This window comes from Fusicatenibacter sp. (assembly GCF_050872605.1).
GTDB lineage: Bacteria > Bacillota > Clostridia > Lachnospirales > Lachnospiraceae > Fusicatenibacter.
On the sequence record NZ_JBNMHD010000023.1, the window covers coordinates 1 to 25,304 of the forward strand.

The window sequence follows — 25,304 nt, forward strand, 5'->3', positions numbered from 1 at the left end:
GCGGCGGTGTCAGCACTTATGCTTTTTTCAAGATTCTGGGATGCAATCAATGATCCAATCGTCGGGGGACTTACGGATAAAACAAAATCGAGATGGGGACGGTACCGTCCATGGTTGTTAGTAGCGGCACCAATTACAGCGATTCTTCTTGTCATGACATTCTGGGCAAGACCTGACTGGCCGCAGAATGGAAAGATTATTTATATGGTAATTACATACTGTCTGCTGGTTTTGGGGTATACCTGTGTGAATATTCCATATGGAACCTTGTGTGGTGCTATGACACAGGATATTGATGAACGTGCAAAAATAAATACATCCCGTTCGGTTGCAGCGATGATTGCAATTGGTGTGTTAAATATTATCACAGTTCCACTGATCAGCAAATTTGGCAGTCACAGTGCAAAGACAGGATATCTGACGGTTGCGGTCATATATGGATGTATTTTTACAGCCTGTCATTTCTTCTGTTTTGCGAAGACGAAAGAGGCAGTGATTACTCCGGAAAAAGAAAAAATTTCTGTAAAGGTTCAGTTGAAAGCAGTCATGCAGAACAGACCATATCTTCTTGCATTGGTAGGACAGATATTATTTGGATTTACATTGTATGGTAGAAATGCAGACATTCTGTATTATTTTACATATGTGGAAGGGAATACCTCCTACTACACAACTTATTCGATGTGCATCATTATTCCTTCTATCATCGGGGCAGCCTGTTTTCAACCAGTATTCCGCAAGCTGAATAACAAAGGAAGAACAGCATCTCTCTTTGCTTTATTTACAGGAATTTCCATGCTGACTATGTTTTTCTTTAATGCCAAAGAATCACCAGCCATTTTTTATGCTTTATCTGGTCTGACACAGTTTTTCTTCTCTGGATTTAATACCGCAATCTATGCAATTATTCCAGACTGTGTGGAATATGGGGAGTGGAAAACCGGACTTAGAAATGACGGTTTTCAGTATGCATTTATTTCACTTGGAAATAAAATCGGAATGGCAGTTGGAACAGCACTTTTAGCAGGATTGCTTGGAAAATATGGTTATATTGCAAATCAGACACAAAATACAACTGTACTTTCAATTATGAAACATGCATTTACGACGATTCCAGGTGCACTTTGGATTGTAACTGCGGTTGTATTGTTTTTCTACCGGTTAAATAAAAAACGTTATAACGAGATTGTGGAGGAACTGAAAAATGGAAGAAAAAGTTGATATCGTGGCATTGGGAGAATTGCTGATCGATTTTACGGAAGCAGGACACAGTCAGGATGGGAGAAAACTGTTTGAACAGAATCCCGGCGGTGCTCCGGCAAATCTTCTGACAGTTGCAAGCCACTTTGGGTATCGCACATCTTCTATTGGAAAAGTTGGAAACGATATGCATGGTAAATTTTTAAAGAAGACATTGCAAAAGGAAGGAATCAATACAGATGCTATTGTCGAAGACCCGGGTTATTTTACAACGTTGGCATTTGTGGAAATCGGTGAAAATGGAGAACGGAATTTTTCTTTTGCAAGAAAACCGGGTGCAGATACACAGTTAAAAAAAGAAGAACTGGATCATTAATGTACAAGACAGCAGCCATGACTTGTCTCGCTTTATTCATGACAGCTGTTTTGGAGAAATTCTTTCACGGGAAGCTGGATTATCGTACATTAAGATTGCTTGGTGTAGGAAATGAATCCGGTTCAATAATTCTGAAAATGCAACCAATTGACAGAATTTCCAAGTAAAGCATACCAATAAATAAGGGTGAAGTTCGGATGAACTTCACCCTTAAAAAATGATAAATCATTAGGAAAACGCGAGGGGAATCTATCGGGATCAGCCCCTCTCTTTTACGAAAGAAATGAATTTTTCCACGCTGCTGTTCAGATATTTTCCCTTCGGCCAGATGAGACCGATGTTCTGGTCGATCGGCGGGGTGATGGAAATTTCGGCGAGGTCATCGTATTTCTGTGCGACCGAATGGTATAAAAACGCTCCGCCGAGATGGTTCACAATAAAGGTATGAACTGTCGCAAGCTGGCTGCTGTGGAGCAAGATTTCCGGTCTGACGGCAGAGGCTTCAAAGAGACTGGACAGTGTCGTATCCAGAACGGAGTCTGTGTTGCAGAGAATCAGATGCTCGTCTGCCAGAGCGGAAATAGGGAGGGGATCGGAGCCTGCGAGCGGGTGGTCAGTGGCGATGCAGTAGACAAGTTCGTCGGATAGCATCGGACAGGCGTGGAATTTATCAACATCATAAAAATGCATATTGACGATCGACAAATCTAAAAATCCCTCGGAAGTGAGATAAGCGGCGCGCTTGGAGCCGTACTCGAAAAGTTCCACCGAAATCGTCGGATACCGTTTTTTAAAATCCACCAGCAGATCCGGAAAAAATACGGTGCTGAGGAGTGGTGGAATGCCGATGCGAAGCGGTGGCACAGACTTTCCGAGTGCGTGGAGCTGTACAGAGGCATTTTCTACCTGTTTCAGCAGAGCCTCGGCGGTACGATAAAACTGCTCGCCCTCCGAGGTCAGGGAAAGTTTATTTTTTCCGTGAAAAAAGAGCCGGATTGCATATTCTTTTTCCAACTCCTTGATCGCATTGGAAATGGCTGGCTGTGTCACGTACAGCTTCCGCGCGGCCTCGGAAATACTATGATAGCGCGCAACCGCGCAGAAATATTCAAGCTGTATTATTTTCATGGGAATATCCTCCATAAGGTCAGATGAATTCTGGAAAAAGAGAGAAAATACAGCACAATTCGCTGCTATTTTGCTTATTATAGCATATTTATCTGTAGATGGTCTGTAAAATTTTCAGTATTCAATTACAAAATTCAAAAACAATAGCACATCGTATATTATAAATTTTCCTTATTCCCAAACTATCATTTTTTTTTATAGCGCCCTCATTTTTCGTAAATGTACAACATCGCGTCACGCGCCTATAATAGCGGTTAAGAAAAAGAGAAAATTCCGGCCGGGTTTTACGTTTTTCGCATCAAATTGGGAGGAAAAGAAGAGAAAATGACAAAAAACATCATCAAGAATAAACCGGAACCAGCTCCGGGAATTCTGAAAAGAAGCGATCTGTTCGCAATCGCTGTCGGCGGCGTAATTGGTTCGGGAATGGTAACGCTTATTGGTCCGGCGATGGCGTACACAGGATACTCCGTGTGGCTGGCGTATCTGGTGGCTATTATCATGGGATTTTTCATGGTATTTCCGTATATCATCCTTGGCGGAACCCTTCGCGTAGCGGGTGGTCCGTACTCGGTCGTAACAAACCTGGCGGGTGTAAGCGCAGGTGGTCTGATCACGTATTCCAAACTGGTCATGCCGATCCTGAACAGCTCCTTTGCCCTGGCGCTCGGCCTTTACCTGAATGTACTGATTCCGTCTTTGTCTGCCAAAACGCTGGCAATCGCAGGAACAGTCGTTCTGTTCGTACTGAACCTTATGGGCGTTGATATTTTCGCCAAAGTCAGCAAAATCATGTCAACGATTCTGCTCTGTACCATGGTTCTCTACGTGATCTTTGGACTGACCCAGATCCGTCAGCCGATCTTTGATTTTTCTGGTGTCCAGATGTTCACCGGCGGATTCAAAGGCTTCATGCTGGCAGCGTTGCTGCTGATCAACTCCGCGAACGGTTATTTCGGTGTCATTTGGTATGGAAAAGATGCAAAAAATGCAACAAAAGATGTGCCGGTGGCAAGCGTGAGCTGCGTTCCGTGTCTGCTGTTCATTTACGTCGGGCTTGCCATGGTAACCGGCGGAATCCTGCCGCACGATGAAGTGGCCGGAGCACCGACCATTCTTCCGGCAGCGCAGGCAATCCTTCCGTCAGCCGTTTACAAACTGTTCCTGATCGGTGGTCCGATTATGGCGATCATTACCACACAGAACGGTGTGTTCAACGATGTCCGTTACCCAATCACGCAGGCGGCAAATGATGGCTGGCTTCCGAAAAAGATCCTGAAAACGAACCGCAAGGGAATGCCGTATCTGATTTATACTTACACACTGATTGTTATCCTGCTTCCGATTATCTGTGATATGAGCATCGTAACGATCACTAATATTTTCCAGGTTATCTCATTCTTTATGAACGTAACCGTTGTTTATGCGATTTCCCAGGTGCCGAAAAAGTATCCGGAGGCATGGAAAAATAACAAATTCCATCTGAAAACACAGATGCTGTACGTGTTCTGCGGAATCAGTATTCTGATTTATACAACCATCTTTATCAAAGGAATTTTGAGCGTAAAACCGATCTACGCCGCAAGCGCTGTCGTCATCATGGTATGTCTGATTGTGCTTGGTATTTATCTGTCGAAGCGCGGCGGAATCCAGGTGGAGACATCCGTATGGCCGCCAAAAACAGAGGAGGAAAAGTAATGGAACGAAAAAAAGCAGGAGAGGAAATGCTGAATGCCGGCATTCTTCTCGAGATGATCAAAGAACTGGAACAGGAGGCAGAGCTGCACAGCATCTGCGTGCTGGAAGAAGGAAAAACCGTTTTTGAGGGAGCATGGGCGCCATATTCCCTCAGAGTACCGCAGATGATGCATTCCCTCTCTAAAACAGGAACGTCTCTTTGTGTCGGCATGGCTGTGTCCGAGGGAAAACTTTTTCTGGATGACTACATGCTGGACTATCTGCGGGACGAGCTTCCGGTGACGTACGATACCACACTTGAGAAAATCACGATCCGTGATCTGCTGACGATGCAGGCCGGTTCCACCTTCTGTGCCAACAATGTGTGGTTCACACGTCTGACAAAAGACTGGGAAACAACGTGGCTTGGACAAAAACGAAATGCCGATGAAATTGGAAACGGCTTCCATTACGATTCCGGCTGCAGTTATACGCTGTCTGTGATCGTATCAAAGGTTATGGGAAAAACGTGCCTGGAACTTTTGAAAGAGCGTGTCTTTTCCAAAATGGATCTGCCGGAAATCAACTGGCTTTCCAGCCCGGAAGGCTATAATACCGGCGGATGGGGAATGTATCTGACTGCACCGTGGATTGCCGCACTTGGCTGGCTGATCAAGCAGAATGGAATGTGGAATGGCAACAGCTCGTATCGGCCGAGTGGATTTCCGATATGGTAAAACCGCGCGTGCAGATCCCGGAGGCAGCAGGTCATGCGATCGACAGCTACGGTTATCAGGTCAAGACCGGCGAGAAAATATTTGCAGCTGAGGGCACTTTCGGCCAGTTCATGATCGGATTCCGCGAGATTCCGGTTGTGATCGGTATCACATCCGGTACAGCGAGTGAAAAAATCGCGGATATCTGTCAGAAATATATTTTAAAAGCAGTGGAAGCTCCAAAATCGACAGAAGAAGAGCGTACCGCGCTGCGGAAAAAAGAGGCGGATCTTTGTCTGCCGATGCCGGATGGGGAGGACGTTCCAGAGGAGCTTTACTGGAAAGTGAAAGGAAGGAAAATCTTCTTCGGTGTCAACCCAAGAAATGTCCGCTGGGTGAAGCTCGACAAGCTGGGAGACGGTATGCTGCGCATCACGGCCGATCTGCAGGGAGAAGAAAAAGAGCTGACGGCCGGACTGAAAAAGTGGGTCAGAAACGATCTGTATCCGGACGACTTCAGAAAAGAATATCATTGCTTAAGCTTTGCATATTCCGATGAAAAACTCGTGATTGCGGACAGCATGATTAATACGTCTTACCGGGAGGTCTACACGCTGGATTTCCATGGGAAGATGAGAGGAGCCTGGCAGCCAAATGTCACATATCTGGACAACAACGACTGCAGCCCGCGTGAATTTGATATCAATATTGAAAAATAAAGAGGTGCATAGTATGTCAAAAGAAGAACAGGTTCGGAAAATGACCGACAAAATGGCAAAATTCATTGCCCATACGGCGAAAAAACTGCCGGATGATGTCATTGCAAAACTGGAAGAATTGCGCGATAAAGAGGACAGCCCGCTTGCGAAAACGATTTACAATACGATGTTTGAAAATCAGAAAAAAGCAGTTGAGCTGAACCGTCCGAGCTGTCAGGACACCGGAGTTCTGCAGTTCTGGGTAAAATGCGGCACGAAATTCCCACTGATCGGAGAACTGGAAATACTGTTAAAAGATGCGGTAGTACAGGCAACGTTCGAAGCGCCGTTGCGCCACAACAGTGTTGAGACATTCGATGAGTACAATACTGGAAAGAATGTGGGAAAGGGAACTCCGACCGTTTACTGGGATATCGTTCCGGATTCTGATCAGTGTGAAATCTACACCTACATGGCAGGTGGCGGCTGTACGCTTCCCGGAAAAGCTATGGTGCTGATGCCTGGAGAGGGATATGAGGGTGTGACGCGGTTCGTTCTCGACATTATGACCACATATGGTCTGAATGCCTGCCCGCCGCTTCTTGTCGGTGTCGGCATTGGAACCTCGATTGACGCAGCCTCGCTGCTGTCAAAAAAAGCGCTGATGCGTCCGATCGGTTCCCACAATGACAATGAGCGTGCTGCCAAAATGGAGCGTCTGCTCGAGGACGGCATCAATGCGATCGGCCTTGGACCGCAGGGTATGGGCGGAAAGTATTCTGTGCTCGGTGTCAATATTGAAAATACCGCGCGCCATCCGTCCGTTATCGGTGTTGCCGTAAACGTGGGATGCTGGAGCCACAGAAGAGGCCACATTATTTTTGATAAGGACCTCAACTACACAATTACAACGCATTCGGGGGTAGAATTATAATGGTAGAAGAAAGAAATGGAAAGAAAATCCTGGTTACTCCTGTAACAGCAGAAGATTTAAAGGGTATCAAAATCGGAGATATCGTATATTTAAGCGGAAGTCTGACGACATGCCGTGATGTAGCACACCGTCGTCTCGTAGAAGAGGGAAGAGAACTGCCGGTTGATGTAAGAAATAACGCAATTTTCCATGCAGGTCCGATTATCCGCCCGCTGGAAAACGGAAAATTTGAGATGGTATCGGTCGGCCCGACTACCAGCATGCGGATGGAAAAATTTGAGTATGAATTTGTAAAAGAAACCGGTGTCCGCGTGATCGTCGGAAAGGGCGGAATGAAAGAGAATACGGAGAGAGCCTGTAAGGAATTCGGTGCAATCCACTGTGTCTTCCCGGCTGGAAATGCTGTTGTTGCTGCAACGGAGGTCGAAGAGATTGTCCGCGCAGAGTGGCAGGATCTTGGAATGCCGGAAACGTTATGGAATTGCCGTGTGAAAGAATTCGGCCCGCTGATCGTCTCAATTGATCCGGAGGGTAACAACCTGTTTGAGGAGCTGAAGGTCGGCTACAACAAGAAGAAAGAAGAACAGTATGAGATTATCAGCAAACAGGTTGGATTTATCAAATAGTAATTTTCAAAATACTTCTCTGAAATAAAAAAGCAATCTTGCTATAAATTGATAAGTAATCACTGCCATGAATTTACTTATACACACACATGTGTTTTGCTCCGCCACTTGCTGGTGGACATGAAACAGAACTGGTTGGTTTCGGTTAAATGGATTGAACAAATTTCTCTACATAATGCAGGGCAGCTCCGATTGCCGGTGTATACTGTCCATGCGTACCGACCAGTATCTGCGTGTTATCTGGTATGGATGGTGCAGCAGTATGAAGATACTCTGCCAGATAGGCCAAATCTTCCTCTGTAAAATAAGGTGCAAGGTAGCCACTAAGGATGATCGGTGCATCGATCATCAGGTTAAGATTTCTCATGGCAAATGCCAGATAATCTGAAAAATCTTTCCAGATCTGCAGGATCTGGGGAGATTTTTTTTCGCGAAGAAGAGGAAAAAATTCTTTGACAGGCATACCTGCAGCCTGTTCCAGTGCATTGGCAGAGCAGTAGGTCTCCAGGCAGCCACGGCTTCCGTAATAACAAAGTGGCCCATCGGGATAAATACACATATGTTCCAGCGTTCCGCTGTGCATGGAGACTCCCTGCTGAACCTGATGATCGGTGATGATACCGCCGCCCAGATTTCTGTTCAGCAGAATAATAACAGCACTGTCAAGCTCCGGATGATTCCATAATTCAAGAAATGCAGCTGATTTCGAATCATGCTCCAGATAACAGGGATAAGGAAGGTATCTGGAAAAATCATCCAGTTTCATGTTTGTATTATTCATGATATATCCATATAATACGGTGGTATGATCCAAAGATATGATACCCTGTGTGGCAATGGAAATGCCAAGAACTTTGTCATGGTCAGACCTTCCTGCTCCAGAAGGTTGAGGTTCTGGCTGACCGCGGATAAACCCATCTGCAGTTCCTGAACGATCTGCTGCTTGGAGGTCTTTTTCTTTCTGTAAATATATTGGTAAACCTTTGATTTATTTATTTTTTTGAGACTAATGTTGGTCAATCCCTTTTCGCTCATGTTGTTCTCCTGATTACGTTGCAAGATAATGTTAAGTTTATTGTAGCATAGAACGAAAAAAAGCAATAAAAAGGATATGTATTACAGAAAGCTGACGGAAAAGCAACAACGATACACAAATATGTTGGAATGATTCCCGGAAAGGGTTTACATATCTTCAAAATGCCATTAATATAAGGAAGGGATCTTCCCATCTATAAAAAATAAGATACGGAGAATTAATATGAAAAAACAACTGAAGGATACTCAGATCCTGTTGGAAATCCTGATCCTGACAGCAGCTGTTGCTATTATTGCGGCGGCAGTCTATTTCTTTCTGGTGCCAAGCCATACCTCTGTCAGCAGCATTTCCGGTCTGGGTATCGTACTTTCCAACTTTGTACCGCTGCCTCTTTCCGCCATCACCATGATTTTGAATGTAGTACTTCTGATCATTGGCTTTTTTACCTGCGGAAGAGAATTTGGCGTAAAAACTGTTTACACCAGTATTATGCTTCCTGCTTTTCTTGGACTGTTTGAAAAAATCTTTCCGGATTTTGGCTCGATGACAAACAGTCAGGAGCTGGATGTTTTGTGCTATACACTTGTAGTCAGTGTGGGACTCAGCATTCTTTTTAACAGAAATGCTTCTTCCGGCGGACTTGATATTGTAGCAAAGATCATGAATAAATATCTTCATATGGAGCTTGGAAAAGCCATGTCTCTGTCCGGTATGTGTGTTGCTCTGTCTGCAGCACTCGTTTACGACAAGAAAACGGTAGTTTTAAGTATCCTTGGAACGTATTTTAACGGAATTGTTCTGGATCATTTTATTTTTGATCACAATATCAAACGCCGGGTATGTATCATCACTCCAAAGGAAGAAGAACTTCGGGAATTTATCCTTCATGAGCTGCACAGCGGTGCTACGATCTACGAAGCCTATGGTGCCTATAACATGCAGAAGCGCAAAGAAATCATCACGATCGTAGACAAGACCGAATACCAGAAATTGATGAATTTTATCAACAAACTTGATCCAAAAGCATTTATCACAGTTTACAATGTATCCGACATGAGATATCAGCCAAAAATGTAAAAAGTTCCGCAGCACCTCAATCGCTGAAGTGCTGCGGAATTTTTTTATCATAATTTCCTGTGAAAACGTTTCTTGAATTATCTCATGGAGCAAAAAGCCCTCGGGCAGAATTGCACTGCGGATGAAACAGGCAGATACCTGTTTTGAGGTCGCGGCAGTGCAAATAAGGACACTTTTTTAGACAAAGCGTGTTCTTTTTTTACGCCGGAAAGTTCTCTATAATTAGAGACAGAAAATGGAGGATGGGTATGGAAAAATATTATTTAGCAATTGATATAGGAGCATCCAGCGGAAGACATATTCTCGGCCATATGGAAGATGGGAAAATGGTTCTCGAGGAAATTTACCGTTTCCCAAATGGAATGCAGAAACGGGACGGTGAGAAGGTGTGGGATATCGAGGCGCTCTTTGAATCCGTGTTGGCCGGAATGAAAAAATGCAAAGAACTTGGAAAGATCCCGGTGAGTGTCGGAATTGATACATGGGCGGTTGATTTTGTCCTTCTGGACAAGGACGATCAGCGGATCGGAAATGCCGTTGCTTATCGCGATGACCGCACGAAAGGGATGGATGAGGAGGTTTACCGTACGGTGCCGGAGGAAGAACTTTATGCATCGACCGGTATCCAGAAACAGATTTTCAACAGCATTTATCAGCTCATGGCGTGGAAAAAGAAAAAACCGGAACAGCTGGAAAAAGCAGAGACTCTTCTGATGATTCCGGATTACCTGAATTTTCTGCTGTCCGGCGTGAAAGCACAGGAGTACACGAACGCGACAACAACCCAGCTTGTCAATCCGGCAACGGGAGACTGGAACAAAGAGATGATTCGAGACTTGGGTTATCCGGAGAAAATTTTCCTGCCGATCAGCGAGCCGGGCACCGTCATCGGTCATCTGAAAAAAGAAATCCAAGAGCAGGTCGGCTTCGACTGCGAGGTCGTGCTTCCTGCAACACACGACACTGGTTCTGCCGTAGCTGCGGTACCGAGCAATGAGGAGCATGTGCTCTACATCAGCTCCGGAACGTGGTCCTTAATGGGAACGGAATTAAAAGAAGCCGACTGTGGACCGGAAGCCATGCAGCGCAATTTCACCAACGAGGGCGGATACAACCGAAGATACCGCTTCCTGAAAAACATCATGGGACTGTGGATGATTCAGTCCGTGCGGAAAGAAATTGCAGAAGATCTGGGCTTTGGAACGATCTGTGAAATGGCATCAAAATGCACCATTCCATCTATCGTGGATGCAAACGACGACCGTTTCCTTGCACCGGAAAATATGACCGACGAAGTGCAGAAAGCATGCGAGGAGAGCGGCCAGCAGGTACCGCAGGGAATCGCCGAAGTGGCGGCCGTTATTTACAACAGCCTGGCCGTATGCTATGGGGCGACCTTAAAAGAACTTGAAGAGCAGACCGGATGCCGTTACGAGACGATTCATGTAGTCGGCGGCGGTGCCAATGCAGATTATCTGAACCGATTGACCGCAGAAAAGACCGAAAGAACCGTGCTGGCAGGCCCGACCGAGGCAACCGCGATCGGAAATCTGGCGGTGCAGATGATTGCTGGAAAAGAATTCAAAGACCTGAAGGATGCGAGAAAATGCATTTTCCATTCTTTTGAAATTAAAAAATATGAAGCATAAAAATAAGAAAGGTTAAAAAGGCGAAGAACATGTTAGTTGAAACAAAAGCAAAAGTAGGCGTATTTGCCATTGCACTTGGCGCATACCTGCCGCAGTTCCCGACTCTGGTTCCGGAGTTCGAGGCGCAGTATGATGCATTCAAAAAGACCATTCCGGACACCGTGGAAATGATCGACGGCGGAATTGTCACAACAAAAGAATTATCCATGAAAGCAGGAGACAAGTTCCGTGCAGCGGATGTCGATCTTGTTATTTTACAGCTTCTGACGTATGCAACCAGCTACAACATGCTCCCGGCGATCCGTGACCTGAATGTGCCGGTTGTGCTGGTCAACGTACAGAAACTGAAAGCACCGGACTACGCCAACACCGATACCCCGAAATGGCTCGGCGAGCTGTATGCGTGCGGCGCTGTCGGCGAGATGGTGGCCGATCTGGAGCGCGCGGGCAAACGTCATGCCGTTATCACCGGTGTCGTAGAAGGCGGCGATGATTATGTGGCAAAAGAAATCGACGAGTGGTGCCGTGCAGCCCAGGTGCGCAGAAGATTCCGCTACACCAACATTGCCCAGATCGGAAGACCGTATCCGGGTATGATGGATCTTTATATTGATGAAACCAACCTTTACAACCGGATGGGACTTTACACGAAACAGTTCGACTGGGAGAAAATGTGGGCCATCGCCGATCACATCACAAACGAAGACGCGATCCGCGCAAAAGCCGAGGATATCCTCGACACCTTCGACATCGAGGGCGGCGCTACCGTAGAAACTGTATGGGATATGGCAAAATATGTTGTTGCATTTGAAGAGTGGGTCAAAGAAGAGGACCTTGGCATGGTGGCATCCCACTATGACGGCTTTGCCCAGGGCATTGCCGGAAAACTGGACAGCATGCTGATCCCGGCATTCTCCATGCTGATCAAACAGGGAACTGCCTGCGCCGTAGAGGGCGACATCAAAGTTGCGATGGCAATGAGCATTTTGAAAACAATCGCCGGAACCGGCCAGCTTTCCGAGATGTATTCGATCGACTTCAACGAGGACATCTGTATCATCGGCCATTCCGGATCGGGCGATGCGGATATTTCCCAGGCAAGAAAACCTACCATGAAAATCGTTGATGTCTTTCACGGAAAGACAGGCGGCGGCTATCTGACCCAGTTCTATCCGTCGGTCGGAGACGTTACGTACCTTGGAATTACGCAGGATAAAGACGGCCATTTCAAATTTGTTGTCGCAGAAGGCGTCAACGAGGACGGCCCGATCTTCATGTTCGGCGATACCAATATGAGAACACGATTCTCCATCGGAGCAAGAGAATTCTGCAACAGATGGAGCGAGGCAGGCCCGACGCATCACATGGCAGCAGCAGTCGGACGCCATATTGATACGATTTTGAAAGTAGCAAAAATCCTGGATGTGCCGGTAGACATTGTGTGCCGCTAAAGACAGAATTATCATAGAGAAAGATGAGGAGAAAAACATGAAATTTTTAGATGCAGAATTTGTAAAAGGCTTTATCCGGATGGCAAATGACGGCTGGGAGCAGGGATGGCATGAGAGAAACGGCGGAAACCTTTCCTACCGTGTAAAACCGGAAGAAGTTGAGAGCGTAAAAGAAAATTTTAAAGCCAGAGAATGGAACCCGATCGGAACTTCCGTTCCGAATCTTGCCGGAGAATATTTTCTTGTAACCGGCAGTGGAAAATATTTCCGAAATGTCATCATCAAACCGGAAGACAGCATCTGCATGATCGAGCTGGACGAGAAGGGAGAGAATTATCGCATCGTCTGGGGCCTTGTCAACGGAGGCCGTCCGACCTCCGAGCTTCCAAGCCATCTGATGAACCTGGAAGTGAAAAAACTGCAGGACGAAAGATACCGCGTCGTTTACCATGCACACACAACCAACGTCATTGCACTGACTTTCGTCCTGCCGTTAGAAGATAAAGTATTCACCCGCGAACTCTGGGAAATGGCAACTGAATGCCCGGTCGTATTCCCATCCGGCATCGGCGTCGTTCCGTGGATGGTTCCAGGCGGAAGAGAGATCGCCGTTGCAACGAGTGAGCTGATGAAAAAATACGACCTCGCCGTATGGGCACACCACGGCATGTTCGCAGCCGGTTTCGACTTCGACCTGACCTTCGGCCTGATGCACACCGCAGAGAAATCCGCAGAGATTCTCGTCAAAGTCCTCTCCATGCAGCCAACCAAACGCCAGACGATTACACCGGATGAGTTCCGCCACCTGGCAAAAGACTTCGGCGTAACACTGCCGGAAGAGTTTTTGTATGAGAAATAAAACTGGAAACTGATAGTGAAAAATGGCCGTCTGATCCTTGCACTGAGGAATGGGACGGCCATTTTTTTGCTGTGCAGAAGAAAAAGTCTATTAATTTCTTTCGGAATTTGATAAACTATAAGATAAGATTATCGATTAGAAAACAGTGGAACATTTCATTATCAGACAGAAAATGCTGGTGTGTCTGCGCGCAGAAAGGAAAGATGAAATATGACTTCGGCGATTAGTATAGGAAAGCAGGATTTTGCTTCCCTCCGAGAAAATCATTATTTTTATGTTGATAAAACCGATTTTATCAGACAATGGTGGGAAAGTGGAGATGACATTACGCTGATCACACGTCCGAGAAGATTTGGCAAAACATTGAATATGAGCATGCTGAATTGTTTCTTTTCCAGACAGTATGCAGAAAAAGGTACCATCTTTGAAGGGCTTTCCATCTGGAAACAGGAAAAATACCGCAGACTGCAGGGAACTTATCCGGTGATTTTTCTGAGCTTTGCGGACGTAAAACAGAATAACTATCAAGATGCAGTGCAGAAGATAAAAAATATTATTGTAGATGCTTATCGCCAACATCGGTATTTGGAGCAGGAAGAATGCTTTACGCAAAATGAGAAACAGCAGATGCTGGAAATTACAGAAAAAATGAGTGATGTGACAGCACAGGATGCATTAAAAAATCTTTCCAGTTATTTGAATCTTTTATATGGAAAAAAAGTTTTGATCTTTCTGGATGAATATGACACGCCCATGCAGGAAGCCTATATTCATGGATACTGGGATGAATTTGTAGGATTTATGAGAAGCCTTTTCAATGCGACATTCAAAACAAATCCATATCTGGAACGCGCTGTGATGACTGGAATTACCCGTATTTCCAAAGAATCTGTTTTTTCGGACCTCAATAATCTGACGGTTATTACAACAACATCCGATGCCTATGCAGACTGTTTTGGTTTTACAGAAGAAGAGGTATTTCAATCATTAGATCAATTTGGAATGCCGGAAAAGAAAGATCTGGTAAAGCAATGGTATGACGGATTTTGCTTTGGCACGCATCGTGATATTTACAATCCGTGGTCTATTACAAATTATCTGAAAGAGAAAAAACTGCGGCCCTACTGGGCAGCTACAAGTTCCAATGGATTGATCAGCAAACTCCTGCAGTCGGCATCGGTAAATATGAAGGAAGAACTGGAAAAACTGATCAACAGACAACAAATTGTAGTTAATTTTGATGAGCAGATTATATTTGGACAATTAGAACAGGATGAAAGTGCGGTATGGAGTCTGTTGGTGGCAAGCGGTTATCTGAAAGTGGAGGAGATTGAATACAGAGGACTGACGCTGGAGCCGTGGTATTCTCTTTCCATCACAAATCTGGAGACTGTGAGCATGTTTTCGAATATGTTCAAAAGCTGGTTTGCAGCGGCATCTGCCAATTATAATGAATTTATCAAAGCATTGCTGAATGGGGATGTAAAAGCGATGAACCTCTATATGAATGATATTGAACTTGCTACATTTAGTAATTTTGATGTTGGAAAACATGTATCCGAGCGGAGCCAGCCAGAGCGGTTTTATCATGGATTTGTACTTGGATTGCTGGTGGAAGTCCGAGATCTTTATGAAGTACGTTCCAATCGGGAAAGTGGGTATGGAAGATACGATGTGATTCTAATTCCCAGAAATTTGGATCGAGATGCTATGATTCTGGAATTTAAAGTAAAAGAAACTGAGGAAAAAACGTTGCAGGAAACGGTACAAAAAGCACTGGCGCAGATTGAAATAAAGAAATACGACGCGGAGCTGAAAGAACGGGGAATCCCAAAAGAAAGAATCCGGCATTATGGATTTGCGTTTGAAGGGAAAAAGGTACTAATTGGGTAATAGAAAACGCTGTCAATGCTTCTCTGGAAGGGGAAGCGGGACAGCGTTTTTCTATTAATTGTGATCAGATTACCATCTGAAGCAGCATCACCATAAGCGGCATCGTCACAATAGAAGCCAGCGTGGTGACAACATTGATCGCACTGGCATAGCGTGAATCGTTTCCGTATACCTGACACATCTGTGTGACCGTAGAAGCAGATGGCGTGATGATGGCGAGAAAAACAATCAAAATCAGTGTCGGTCCGTCCGCGGAAAGGTCGGCGAGATGGCTGACTTTCAGAAGAATAAGCGCCATCAGCGGAACGGCGATCAGGCGAAGAAAGGTCACGAAGTAAATCCGTTTATTCGCAAAAATCTGCCGGAAGTCCATGCCGGCAAAAAGCATACCCGTAACAATCATACTGGCAGGACCAACCATGCTTCCGACAGAATGAAGCGTATTGTTGAACAGCGCAGGAAGCCGGATGCCCGTGAAGAAAAGAAGAATTCCGACGAAAATAGAGATAATATTGAGGTTCAGAACAATTTTCTTCCAGTCATAGGAAGCCTCCCGGCTGATCACCTTTTTGCAGTGCGTCCAGAAAAAGACAAGCTGTACGCTCATGTAAACGCAGCTGTAAAGCACCCATTCCTCCCCTAAAATAGCCGTCACAAGCGGCACAATCAGATTGCCGGAATTGGAGTAGTAAACAGAAGTTATCTCAACCGCATCCAAATGAGACACCCGTCCAAGAGCCGAAACCGCAAAAAGAAGCACAACCTGCGTCAGAAGCGAAGCCGCAAACGCAACCAGCAGCCCCCGCACCGTTTCCGGCGTGTAATCGACCTGAAACGCATTCAGGATCACGCAGGGAATGATCAGGTACAGCACAATTTTCGACAGAACCTTGCTGTCCTCATCTTTTAAAAGTCCGGCTTTTACGATTAAAAAGCCCATCAAAATCATAAGAAAGAGCTGCGCGATCTGCTGCGCAAGAAGAATACTGATTGTCATAAAAATCCCCCCATATTTGTGCCTTATGGGAAATATTATAAGACGATGGGGAGGGGATTTCAAATTCTTTTTGGGAGATTTTGGTCGAAGTTTCAGAATGGGAAGGAAAGAGATCTGATCAGCTAAAAAGCGAACGTTGACAAAGCGAAAACCTTGTAATATAATACACTTAACAAGAGAACCGTTGGTCAGTGCACACCTGACCGCCGGATAAAAGATATTGCAAAAAATAGCGCCTTACTTTACCAGAGCGAGGGCGCTATTTTTTGTGCATGATATTGATAACAAGAGTTATAACAGCACAAAGCATAATTACGAAAGTAAATAAATCACTATATGTAACCATCAGCACCAGCCTCCTTTCAAAAAATGTCCGGCGGCTGACATAACACCCCAACGGTTCCCTGGTTAAATGTATTAAATTGATATTTATTCAGCAAATAAAGAAGCTTACGCAAAAGCCAGCGTTGACAAAATTACACGATTGCAATATAATATACTTAACAAGACAGCCGGAAGGTGAGTGCGATCACCCGATCTGGCGAAAATGTTAAATTGCTATAAGAAATAGCCGTCCATTCTTTACCAGGGAGCAGGACGGCTATTTCTTATTTGTATAAGTCAAAATTGCGACAATAAGCAAAGCAACACTGATTATAATCTGCAATTCTTCGTATGTACTCATAATAATCATCCTTTCTGCAAGACTCAGATCAGATGAAAGCACGTCCCCCGGCTGCCCGGTTAAATATATTAGATTGTCTAAGATTCCCAATGAAAAACAAACAAGAAAAACTCATTTCTTGAAATGTATTATAACAAAAAAGAGAAGTAAAAGAAAGTAATAAAAAATAGTCAGAAAATTTGAAGTTCCTGTAAATGTGCAGTGTATTGAATTTGAATATAATACAAAACAGAACAAAAGTTTGAAATTTACAAAGGTATATGAGATAATAAAGAAAAATAGAAGAAACATCAGGAAGGTACCCGCCCATGATGGAATACACCAGCAAATACTGGAACATGCTGACTCCTTTAATAAAGAAAAGCCTGCGAAAACGTTACGGCAAAGCGAAAACCACCGAGCTTCTCCGCAAAACCAACCAGATCTACCGCGACCTGCTTCGCCGCGCCGACGATATCAGAAAGGACAATCCCATGGCGTCGAATCTCTATGAGGGCCTCATCTTCCTCGCCCTGTGGGATGCATCCGACCGGAAAATCTCTGTGGATGAACTGCGTACAATCTCAGAGGAGATGATGTCCTTCCCGCTTCTGAAAGCCATGGGTCTGATGATCAATGCGAATAAGAAGAGCGGCATGGCGCGGATTGCGGAGATGATGCATAAGGATGCCGCCTGGCTGGAAGCACATCCGCAGTATAAGGCGTATTCGTGGGATTTTCATTTTGATGAGACGAAGCATCAGGACGGTTTTTATTACCACTTCACCCAATGTCCCCTGAACACCTTCGCCCGAAAAGAGGGCTATCTGGAAGTGCTGCCGATTATGTGCGACATTGATTACAAGACAGCAGCCCTGATGCATGCAAAGCTCCATCGTGACCATACGCTGGCAGGCGGCGGTGAGGTCTGTGATTACTGGTTTGTGGGAGACAAGGTGGAAAATCCGAAATAAAACAAGACCGGACCGGAACCGGTGAAATGGAAGGGAGATCACCCAGAATGAGCAATGAAAAAATAAAACCAAAACTGAACGGAACCGCCGAGACGATGCTGCAGTGCTTCTACGCCCGTGCCATGCACAGCAGAAATCCGAAAAACAAGTTCCGCGACACCAAAGCAGAAGTGCTGATTGACCGCATCGACTACGATTTCAGCAATGCGAAAAAGGACACAGCAATGAGCGGAGGAATTGTAGCGCGGAGTGTTGTGTTTGATGAGCTGGTCAGCGACTTTATCCGGAAGAACCCGGAATGCACCGTGGTCAACATTGCATGTGGTCTGGACACACGGTTTTATCGCATGGATAATGGAAAAATTACCTGGTACAATCTCGATCTGCCGGAGACGATTGAGGTGCGCGATTCCATCTATCAGGAATCCGGCCGCGTTTCCACGATTGCGTGTTCCGTGCTCGATCCGGCATGGGCCGATCAGGTAAAAGTGCGGGGCAAAATGCTTTTCATTATCGAAGGTCTGACCATGTACATGAAAGCGGACGAAGTCAGAACGATGCTCGCCATCATCCGCGATCATTTCGACAACGCCTACGTCTGCATGGAAACGCTGTGCCCGTACTTTGTAAAGAAAGAAAACATCGAAAAATCCATCCAGGCGACGGGCGCGATGTTTACCTGGGGTGCGAACAGCTTTGCAGACCTGGGCAACATTGCCGCCGGTTTCCGAAAAGTAAAAGACGACAACATCGCCCGCGGTATGGAAACACTGAATCCCATCTACAAGCTGTTCATGTGGATGCCGATTGTCCACAAATTCGCAGAGAAAATTCTGGTGTTTGAGAAAGCGTAAGAAAAAACGAAAAAAAATAAAAAGAAACAGGCAGCCCGGCAGCGGAAAAGCCCAAAAAGCTTCCGTGCAGGGAACCTGTTTTTTTGTTTGTGCAGGCAATCAACAAATCATTCATCCGGCCACACAAAGTGTGCGTTTCCGGCTTCAAGGCCGTCAATCAGAATATTCTGCCCCGTGCAGAACCGGTTCGTCACGGTCATGAAATACGCCCAGTCGGCCGTTTCCTCGACGGTCATCCATCGTTTCAGCGGCGTCAGATCCATGATCTGATCCCAGAGTTTTTGGTCTTCTGTGACAGGCAGATTCAGCTCGGTCAGTACGCCGCCGAAATCAAGGCTGTTGCACGTTCCGCCGTACGGTGCAATGCGGAGTGCCACATTTTTTGTGTAGGCGAGAACGCCGCCCTTGCTTGCGGTGTATTCCGGAAATTCAGCTCCGGTATGGCCGCTGGCCGAGCCGATCATAAGGACGGCGCGGATCCCGTCATGAATTCCGTACGCCTCCGTAATCGCGATCGTTCCTTTCAAATTGATATCAATATCATCCTCATTCTGCACACCGGCGTTGTTGATGACGATATCAAACGGTGCCAGATCCGGATACTGTTCTTTGTCGCGGATATCGAGACAGAAGTGGGTATAATGCTCCTGCGCAATCGAAGATTCCTTCCGGTCAAATCCGGTAACATCAAAGCCGTCTTTCAAAAATTTCTCCGCAATCGCCTTCCCGATCCCGGAGCTGGTTCCTGTAATAAGTACACGCATAACGATAACCTCCCGATGAAATATTATCCCCATTATACCGCAAACAGGGCATACGATCCAGAAGAAATGGCAAGAATGCAGAAGAGGAAAACGTTACAGGGAGAATCAATAACCAAAAAAGAAAGAGTGTCCCAAAACTGTAACAAACAATTGACAGACTTTAAGAGAAGGAGTAGAGTTTTTGGAAGAGGGATCATTCCTCAAAGACCGAAAACAAAAGAGGTGCAAATATGCTGAAAGTAGACAATCTTACCTTTGAAGTAAACGAAGAGGGAAGAAAACGCTGCCTCGTCAACCACATCAGTTTTGAGGTGAAGGACGGGGAAATGCTGGTGATTACCGGACCGAACGGCGGCGGAAAATCGACGCTGGCCAAAGTACTTGCCGGCATTGAGAAAGCAAACGGCGGAGAAATCTTCCTGGATGAGGAAAATATTACCGGTTATGATATTGACCACCGCGCAAACGCCGGCATCGGCTATGCATTCCAGCAGCCGCCGCGTTTTAAAGGAATGACGGTGAAAAAAATGCTGTCGCTGGCAGCCGGAAAAGAACTGACGGAAGCCGAGAGCTGTAAACTCCTCTCCGCTGTCGGACTCTGCTCTGCCGATTACCTGAACCGCCAGATGGACGGTACGCTCTCGGGAGGAGAGATGAAGCGTCTGGAGATCGCAACGGTTCTTGCAAAACCGCATAAGGTCAGCATTTTCGATGAGCCGGAGGCCGGCATTGACCTGTGGAGCTTTTCCATGCTGATCAAACGGTTTGAAGAAATCCACAAAGAGAAGAAAGAATGTCTGATCCTCATTTCCCATCAGGAACGCATTATCCAGATGGCAGACAAGATCATGGTGATCGAGGACGGCCAGGTGAAAGAATACGGTACAAAGGAAGACGTACTGCCGACCCTGTTCCAGCAGAAAACAGGCCGGATGTGCGGCCAGGAAGGAGGCACATGCTGATGGTACAGGTAGATGAGACAACCCAGGGCGTATTAAATCAGATCAGCGAGGGATTTGAGCAGAAAGGGGCATACAATCTCCGCCAGAACGGCATTCCGCTCTGCCACGGTGACAGTGAACATATCAAAATCCGCAAAAAAGAGGATAAGCCGGGCATTGATATTTTGATTGACGGCGAGACAAAAGGCGAAAAAGTATTTATCCCGGTTGTCGTCAGCGTTTCCGGTATGACGGATCTTGTTTACAATGATTTCTACGTTGCGGACGGCGCCGATGTTACGATTGTAGCGGGCTGCGGTATTCACAACGGCGGCTGTAACGACAGCCGGCACGACGGTATCCATACGTTCCATGTAGGAAAAAATGCCAACGTGCGCTACGAGGAAAAGCATTACGGTGAGGGAAACGGAACGGGACAGCGGATTCTGAACCCGGTGACAAATATTGAAATCGGAGAAAATTCCGTTTTTACGCTGGATACCGTACAGATTAAGGGCGTTGACTCAACAATTCGTACGACGAATGTTGTGATGGATGCAAACTCCAAACTGTTCGTGCTCGAACGTCTGATGACAGACGGTGACCAGAAGGCAGAGTCGGATATTGAAGTATGTATGAACGGAAGCGGTTCTTCCGCACAGATTATTTCACGTTCTGTCGGAAAGGGCAATTCCTCCCAGGTCTTCCATCCGAAGGCAGTCGGCAAAAACAAATGCCACGCCCATATCCAGTGCGATTCTATCATCATGGATCACGCCCAGGTCGGATCTATTCCGGAGATCCAGGCAAAACATGTGGATGCGGCAATCATCCACGAGGCGGCGATCGGACGGATCAATGACGAGCAGCTGTTGAAACTCAGAACGCTCGGCATGACGGAAGCGGAGGCGGAAAACGTCATTATTGAAAACTTCCTGAGCTGAAGAAAAAAAGGAAACAAGAGAACAAAAAAAGAGGCATTTCCAGTCTGCATAGATGGAGATGCCTCTTTTTGTGCATTTTTCACAAAAAACAGGTAGTAAATTTTACTAAAATAAAAAGTAAAATATTTTGACTTTTAGTAAAACGTATGATAAATTTGTACTGTTGAAAAAAGGAAAGATACAAGATAGAGAAATGGGGAAAGCGAAAATGGGTATTGTGATCAATCATTCCGAAAATATTTTCCTGCTGCAGACCAGATCCAACAGTTATGCATTCGGCATTGACGACCAGGGAATGGTAAGACATTTATATTGGGGAAAACGGATCAACGAAGTGGAAGATTTTGAATTGCCGGTACTGACCGAGGTATCCACGAATGATCCGGTTTACGAAATCACAAGAGAAGAGTTTCCGGTATACGGAAGTCTTCGATATAAAGAGCATTGTCTGAAGGTGACGTTTGCAGATGGTGTCCGCGAAGTCGTTTACGAATACGTGGGATACCGCATCGAAAACGGGGAATCCTGCGAGGAGCTGATTCTGGAACTGAAAGACCGATACTATGCGCTGAAAATGGAACTGCATTACAAGGTCTATGAAGCGTACGATCTGATGGAGCGTTTCGTTGTTCTTTATAATGCGTCCGGTGAAACAATGGAAGTGGAGCAGCTCCAGAGCGGACAGTTCCATATTCCGTATGAGAACCTGAACTTTTCGAACGTACACGGTCACTGGGGCGCAGAACAGCAGCGGTTTGTGCAGAAAGTCAGCTATGGAAAAATTGTGATTGAGAACCGAAGAGGAATTTCTTCCCACAATCACAACCCATACTTTATTCTGGACCGCGATGCGACCGAGACAAGCGGAGATGTTTACTTCGGAGCACTTCGCCAAAGCGGAAACTTCAGCGGCGTTGTCGAGCAGACCCCGTATGGCGGGACACTCGTCCAGATGGGGCTGAATGCACATGATTTCTGTCTGGAGCTGAAAGCAGGAGAGCGCTTTGCAAGCCCTGCGATTCTCTGCGGCTACTCGGACTGTGGTTTTGAAACCATGTCACACCGCCTGCACCGCTTTGCGAATGACTTTATTTTGTCCGAAGGTTTTCGTCCGGTGCTCTACAATTCCTGGGAGGCAACGGAGTTCGGGGTAACGTGTGAAGAGCAGAAAAAGCTGGCGAAAAAAGCAAAGGAGCTTGGAGCAGAGCTGTTCGTTGTGGATGACGGCTGGTTCGGCGAGCGGAATGGCATCGACAACGGTCTCGGCGACTGGTATGTCAACGAGAAGAAATTCCCGAACGGCATCGACGAGCTGATCCGTGAAGTAAAATCCCTCGGCATGATGTTCGGCATCTGGGTTGAGCCGGAAATGGTCAATCCGCCGACGAAGCTGTTTGCAGAGCATCCGGACTGGATTTATCACTTTGATACGAGAACGAGTGACACTTCAAGAGGTCAGTATGTACTGGATCTGACGAAAGCAGAAGTGAAATCGTTCCTCTATGAGATGCTGGACAACCTGCTTTCCGGCCATGAAATTGACTACATTAAGTGGGATGCCAACCGTCCGATTTCTCAGACAAATCTGCACCGCGATCTCTGGTACCGCCACATCGAAGCGGTTTACGATATCGTAAAAGCATTAAAGAAAAAACATCCGCACGTACTGTTTGAAGCCTGTGCTTCCGGCGGCGGACGAATCGACTACGGCATCCTTGGCATTTTTGATGATTTCTGGACAAGCGATAACACCGATGCATACGATCGTCTGACGATTCAGGACAGCTATTCTTACATTTATCCGATCAAGGCAATGCGTGCCTGGGTCACGGACTGCCCGAATTTCCTTTCGGCTCGCATGATCCCGATGAAATTCCGCTTTCACAGCGCAATGATGGGAAGCCTCGGCATCGGATGCAATGTTCTGAAGTTTACCGAAGAAGATACCGCGACGGCAAAAGAAATGATCCGCGAATACAAAGAGATCCGACCGATCGTCCAGGAGGGAATCTTCTATCGTCTGGAAAACCCGTCTGCAAATGATTATGCAGTTTATGAGTATCAGAAAGAAGATAAAGGATTGATTTTTGCCTTCCTTGCGCAGGGGAAAATCGGCCATAGAAGCACAACGGTCCGCTTCAGGGGTCTGGAAGCAGATGCGGTTTACACCGTTTTGCTGGAGAATGGGGAGCTGAAAAAAAGCGGCGCTTATCTGATGCAGCATGGACTGGAGCTCCGCTTAAATGGCGACTATGCAAGCACGCTGATCCGGTTCGCAAAATGTGAAACCGGCAGAGCATAAGAAAAAATAAGGAGAGAAAACGTATGAAACAAACAAATTTCACCAAATTTTCATTTGGACTTGGTGCACTTGGTAAAGACCTGTGCTATGCGATGATTTCGTATTTCCTGATGATCTACTTTACAGACACGGTTGGAATGGCACCGCTGTTCGTCGGAAACCTGTTCCTGGTAGCCAGAATCTGGGATGCATTTAACGATCCGATGATGGGCTTCGTTGTAGATAACACCAGAAGCAAATGGGGCAAATTCCGTCCGTGGATTCTGCTCGGTGCAGTATTGAACTCGATCGTGATGATTTTTATGTTCCGCAAACCGGCAGGTATGACCGGATTTAGCATGTACGCCTATTTTTCTGTGATGTATATTCTCTGGGGTATGACTTACACTGTAATTGATATTCCGTACTGGTCCATGCTGCCGTCTCTTTCCAGCACCAAGGAGGAGAGAGATTCCATGTCCGTAATTCCACGTATCTTTGCCAGTCTGGCATGGCTGCTCATGGGTGCATTTGCGATCAAGATGGTTTCCATGCTCGGAAACGGAGATGACGCGAAGGGTTATTCCATGCTGGCGGTCGGCATTGCCGTTATTTTTGTGGTTACTTCCATTATTACTGTTGTATTTGTCAAAGACCGCAGCTGTTTTGGAGAAACAGGAGATAAAAAAGCGGAAAGAACAACGGTAAAAGATGCGCTCCATGTCATTATGGCAAATGATCAGTTAAAGGTATTCATCGGTGTTGTGCTCTGCTACAACCTGGTTGTACAGCTGGCCGGTGGTGTTGCAATTTACTATTTCACCTACGTTGCCGGTGATAAAGATCTGTATCCGATTTTCACAACAGCAGCACAGTTTGCCGAGATTGGTGCACTGTTCCTGTTCCCGGTACTTTCCAAACGCCTGAGCAAAAAGCAGGTATTTGCAATCGCAAGTTTCAGCCCGGCTATTGGACTTGTTGGACTTGTTGTCAGCGGTTTCTTTGCTCCGCAGAACGTGGTAATCATTGCAGTATGCGGCGTGCTGTATAAGCTTGGATCCGGTCTGACATTAGGCGCAACAACTGTTATGCTGGCAGACGTTATCGATTACGGGCAGGTGAAATTAGGAAGCCGTAACGAAAGTATCATTGCCTCTTTCCAGACACTGCTGGTAAAAACAGCATCTGCTGTTTCTGCATGGCTGATCGGTGTCGGTCTTACCATCGTAGGCTATGTTGCAAATACAGAGCAGTCCGCAGCAACCATCATGGGTATGCGTGTTCTGATGGGCGTGATTCCGGCTGTGATTACCGTTCTTGCGTTTGTGATTTATGTAAAAGGTTACAAACTGGATGGTGCATTCCTGGAAGAAATTCTGAACAAGGTAAATAAAAGTAAAAAAACAGAAGCATAAACAGTAAAATGATGTAGGCGAACCGGCTTTGAAAAAGGCCGGTTCGTTGCATTTTAGAGGGGATTATGGTAAAATGTTTTAGTAAATACAAAATCAAGATGGGGTTCCGAATAGTTTCTGAATATGAAATTACTCGAACGGAGAAGGGGA

General features: G+C 45.9%; 23 protein-coding genes and 1 pseudogene. 18 read left to right on the forward strand and 6 right to left on the reverse strand.

Annotated elements, in window-relative coordinates; genetic code table 11:
- Together ACY2VT_RS08285 and ACY2VT_RS08290 are read left to right on the forward strand one after the other, a co-directional pair.
- A partial coding sequence (locus ACY2VT_RS08285) for an MFS transporter (RefSeq protein ID WP_461879541.1) occupies window positions 1–1,221 on the forward strand: 1,221 nt, incomplete at its 5' end.
- Window positions 1,205–1,570, forward strand: a pseudogene (locus tag ACY2VT_RS08290) (PfkB family carbohydrate kinase); the annotation flags it as partial. The gene ACY2VT_RS08285 and the pseudogene ACY2VT_RS08290, both read left to right, overlap by 17 nt.
- Before the next feature lie 264 nt (window positions 1,571–1,834).
- On the opposite strand, the gene ACY2VT_RS08295 reads toward ACY2VT_RS08290, so the two are convergent.
- Window positions 1,835–2,704 carry a LysR family transcriptional regulator gene (locus ACY2VT_RS08295; RefSeq protein WP_461879542.1) on the reverse strand — a complete coding sequence of 290 codons (870 nt, stop codon included), beginning with the start codon at window positions 2,702–2,704 and terminating at the stop codon, window positions 1,835–1,837.
- Window positions 2,705–3,028: 324 nt separating this feature from the next.
- Between ACY2VT_RS08295 and ACY2VT_RS08300 the strand changes: the two genes are divergently transcribed.
- Genes ACY2VT_RS08300 through ttdB form a run of 5 tightly spaced genes read left to right on the forward strand, consistent with a single transcriptional unit; the run spans window position 3,029 to window position 7,355 of the window.
- On the forward strand, window positions 3,029–4,402 hold the full coding sequence (locus ACY2VT_RS08300; protein WP_461879543.1) for an APC family permease: 1,374 nt from the start codon (window positions 3,029–3,031) through the stop codon (window positions 4,400–4,402).
- Window positions 4,402–5,118 (forward strand): serine hydrolase domain-containing protein, encoded by a 717-nt coding sequence (locus ACY2VT_RS08305; RefSeq protein WP_461879544.1) that lies wholly within the window; start codon window positions 4,402–4,404, stop codon window positions 5,116–5,118. Before ACY2VT_RS08300 ends, ACY2VT_RS08305 begins: the two co-directional genes overlap by 1 nt.
- Window positions 5,070–5,816, forward strand: coding sequence for a hypothetical protein (locus ACY2VT_RS08310; RefSeq protein ID WP_461879545.1), 747 nt, complete (start codon window positions 5,070–5,072; stop codon window positions 5,814–5,816). Before ACY2VT_RS08305 ends, ACY2VT_RS08310 begins: the two co-directional genes overlap by 49 nt.
- Before the next feature lie 13 nt (window positions 5,817–5,829).
- The gene (gene ttdA, locus ACY2VT_RS08315) at window positions 5,830–6,729 is read left to right on the forward strand and encodes a L(+)-tartrate dehydratase subunit alpha (protein ID WP_461879546.1); all 900 of its coding nucleotides are present in this window, start codon (window positions 5,830–5,832) and stop codon (window positions 6,727–6,729) included.
- Window positions 6,729–7,355: a L(+)-tartrate dehydratase subunit beta gene (ttdB, locus tag ACY2VT_RS08320; protein WP_461879547.1), complete on the forward strand. Its 627-nt coding sequence runs from the start codon at window positions 6,729–6,731 to the stop codon at window positions 7,353–7,355. The genes ttdA and ttdB overlap by 1 nt, the downstream gene beginning before the upstream one ends.
- Before the next feature lie 145 nt (window positions 7,356–7,500).
- On the opposite strand, the gene ACY2VT_RS08325 is transcribed toward ttdB, so the two are convergent.
- On the reverse strand, window positions 7,501–8,169 hold the full coding sequence (locus ACY2VT_RS08325) for an ROK family protein (RefSeq protein WP_461879548.1): 669 nt from the start codon (window positions 8,167–8,169) through the stop codon (window positions 7,501–7,503).
- Window positions 8,133–8,390, reverse strand: coding sequence for a hypothetical protein (locus tag ACY2VT_RS08330; RefSeq protein ID WP_461879549.1), 258 nt, complete (start codon window positions 8,388–8,390; stop codon window positions 8,133–8,135). The genes ACY2VT_RS08325 and ACY2VT_RS08330 overlap by 37 nt, the downstream gene beginning before the upstream one ends.
- Before the next feature lie 223 nt (window positions 8,391–8,613).
- Between ACY2VT_RS08330 and ACY2VT_RS08335 the strand changes: the two genes are divergently transcribed.
- The 5 genes from ACY2VT_RS08335 (at window position 8,614) to ACY2VT_RS08355 (ending at window position 15,320) form a co-directional block, all read left to right on the forward strand.
- Window positions 8,614–9,468 carry a YitT family protein gene (locus ACY2VT_RS08335; RefSeq protein ID WP_461879550.1) on the forward strand — a complete coding sequence of 285 codons (855 nt, stop codon included), beginning with the start codon at window positions 8,614–8,616 and terminating at the stop codon, window positions 9,466–9,468.
- 248 nt (window positions 9,469–9,716) lie between these two features.
- The gene (rhaB, locus tag ACY2VT_RS08340) at window positions 9,717–11,117 is read left to right on the forward strand and encodes a rhamnulokinase (RefSeq protein ID WP_461879551.1); all 1,401 of its coding nucleotides are present in this window, start codon (window positions 9,717–9,719) and stop codon (window positions 11,115–11,117) included.
- A 29-nt stretch (window positions 11,118–11,146) separates the two neighbouring features.
- Window positions 11,147–12,568, forward strand: coding sequence for an arabinose isomerase (locus tag ACY2VT_RS08345; RefSeq protein WP_461879552.1), 1,422 nt, complete (start codon window positions 11,147–11,149; stop codon window positions 12,566–12,568).
- Between the two features lie 37 nt (window positions 12,569–12,605).
- A complete protein-coding gene (rhaD, locus tag ACY2VT_RS08350) occupies window positions 12,606–13,427 on the forward strand; it encodes a rhamnulose-1-phosphate aldolase (protein WP_461879553.1) in 822 nt (273 codons plus the stop codon).
- A 210-nt stretch (window positions 13,428–13,637) separates the two neighbouring features.
- Complete coding sequence (locus ACY2VT_RS08355; RefSeq protein WP_461879554.1) at window positions 13,638–15,320, forward strand: AAA family ATPase; 1,683 nt, start codon at window positions 13,638–13,640, stop codon at window positions 15,318–15,320.
- Window positions 15,321–15,384: 64 nt separating this feature from the next.
- Here the strand turns inward: ACY2VT_RS08355 and ACY2VT_RS08360 are convergent, their stop codons facing one another.
- Both ACY2VT_RS08360 and ACY2VT_RS08365 read right to left on the reverse strand, forming a co-directional pair.
- On the reverse strand, window positions 15,385–16,317 hold the full coding sequence (locus ACY2VT_RS08360) for an AEC family transporter (RefSeq protein ID WP_461879555.1): 933 nt from the start codon (window positions 16,315–16,317) through the stop codon (window positions 15,385–15,387).
- Window positions 16,318–16,918: 601 nt separating this feature from the next.
- Window positions 16,919–17,011, reverse strand: coding sequence for a putative holin-like toxin (locus ACY2VT_RS08365; RefSeq protein ID WP_461879556.1), 93 nt, complete (start codon window positions 17,009–17,011; stop codon window positions 16,919–16,921).
- A 299-nt stretch (window positions 17,012–17,310) separates the two neighbouring features.
- Between ACY2VT_RS08365 and ACY2VT_RS08370 the strand changes: the two genes are divergently transcribed.
- Together ACY2VT_RS08370 and ACY2VT_RS08375 are read left to right on the forward strand one after the other, a co-directional pair.
- Complete coding sequence (locus ACY2VT_RS08370; RefSeq protein ID WP_461879557.1) at window positions 17,311–17,955, forward strand: L-2-amino-thiazoline-4-carboxylic acid hydrolase; 645 nt, start codon at window positions 17,311–17,313, stop codon at window positions 17,953–17,955.
- Between the two features lie 47 nt (window positions 17,956–18,002).
- Window positions 18,003–18,809, forward strand: a complete 807-nt coding sequence (locus ACY2VT_RS08375) for a class I SAM-dependent methyltransferase (protein WP_461879558.1) — start codon at window positions 18,003–18,005, stop codon at window positions 18,807–18,809.
- Window positions 18,810–18,916: 107 nt separating this feature from the next.
- Here ACY2VT_RS08375 and ACY2VT_RS08380 read toward each other — a convergent pair whose 3' ends face one another.
- Window positions 18,917–19,573 (reverse strand): SDR family NAD(P)-dependent oxidoreductase, encoded by a 657-nt coding sequence (locus tag ACY2VT_RS08380; RefSeq protein WP_461879559.1) that lies wholly within the window; start codon window positions 19,571–19,573, stop codon window positions 18,917–18,919.
- A 230-nt stretch (window positions 19,574–19,803) separates the two neighbouring features.
- On the opposite strand from ACY2VT_RS08380, the gene ACY2VT_RS08385 reads away from it, so the two are divergent.
- The 4 genes from ACY2VT_RS08385 (at window position 19,804) to melB (ending at window position 25,154) form a co-directional block, all read left to right on the forward strand.
- Window positions 19,804–20,535, forward strand: a complete 732-nt coding sequence (locus tag ACY2VT_RS08385) for an ATP-binding cassette domain-containing protein (protein WP_461879560.1) — start codon at window positions 19,804–19,806, stop codon at window positions 20,533–20,535.
- Entirely contained in the window at window positions 20,535–21,458 is a 924-nt protein-coding gene (locus tag ACY2VT_RS08390) for a SufB/SufD family protein (RefSeq protein ID WP_055219683.1), read from the forward strand. Before ACY2VT_RS08385 ends, ACY2VT_RS08390 begins: the two co-directional genes overlap by 1 nt.
- Window positions 21,459–21,651: 193 nt before the next feature.
- Entirely contained in the window at window positions 21,652–23,760 is a 2,109-nt protein-coding gene (locus tag ACY2VT_RS08395) for an alpha-galactosidase (RefSeq protein ID WP_461879561.1), read from the forward strand.
- 23 nt (window positions 23,761–23,783) lie between these two features.
- Window positions 23,784–25,154, forward strand: a complete 1,371-nt coding sequence (gene melB / locus ACY2VT_RS08400) for a melibiose:sodium transporter MelB (RefSeq protein ID WP_461879562.1) — start codon at window positions 23,784–23,786, stop codon at window positions 25,152–25,154.
- The last annotated feature ends 150 nt before the right edge of the window (window positions 25,155–25,304 follow it).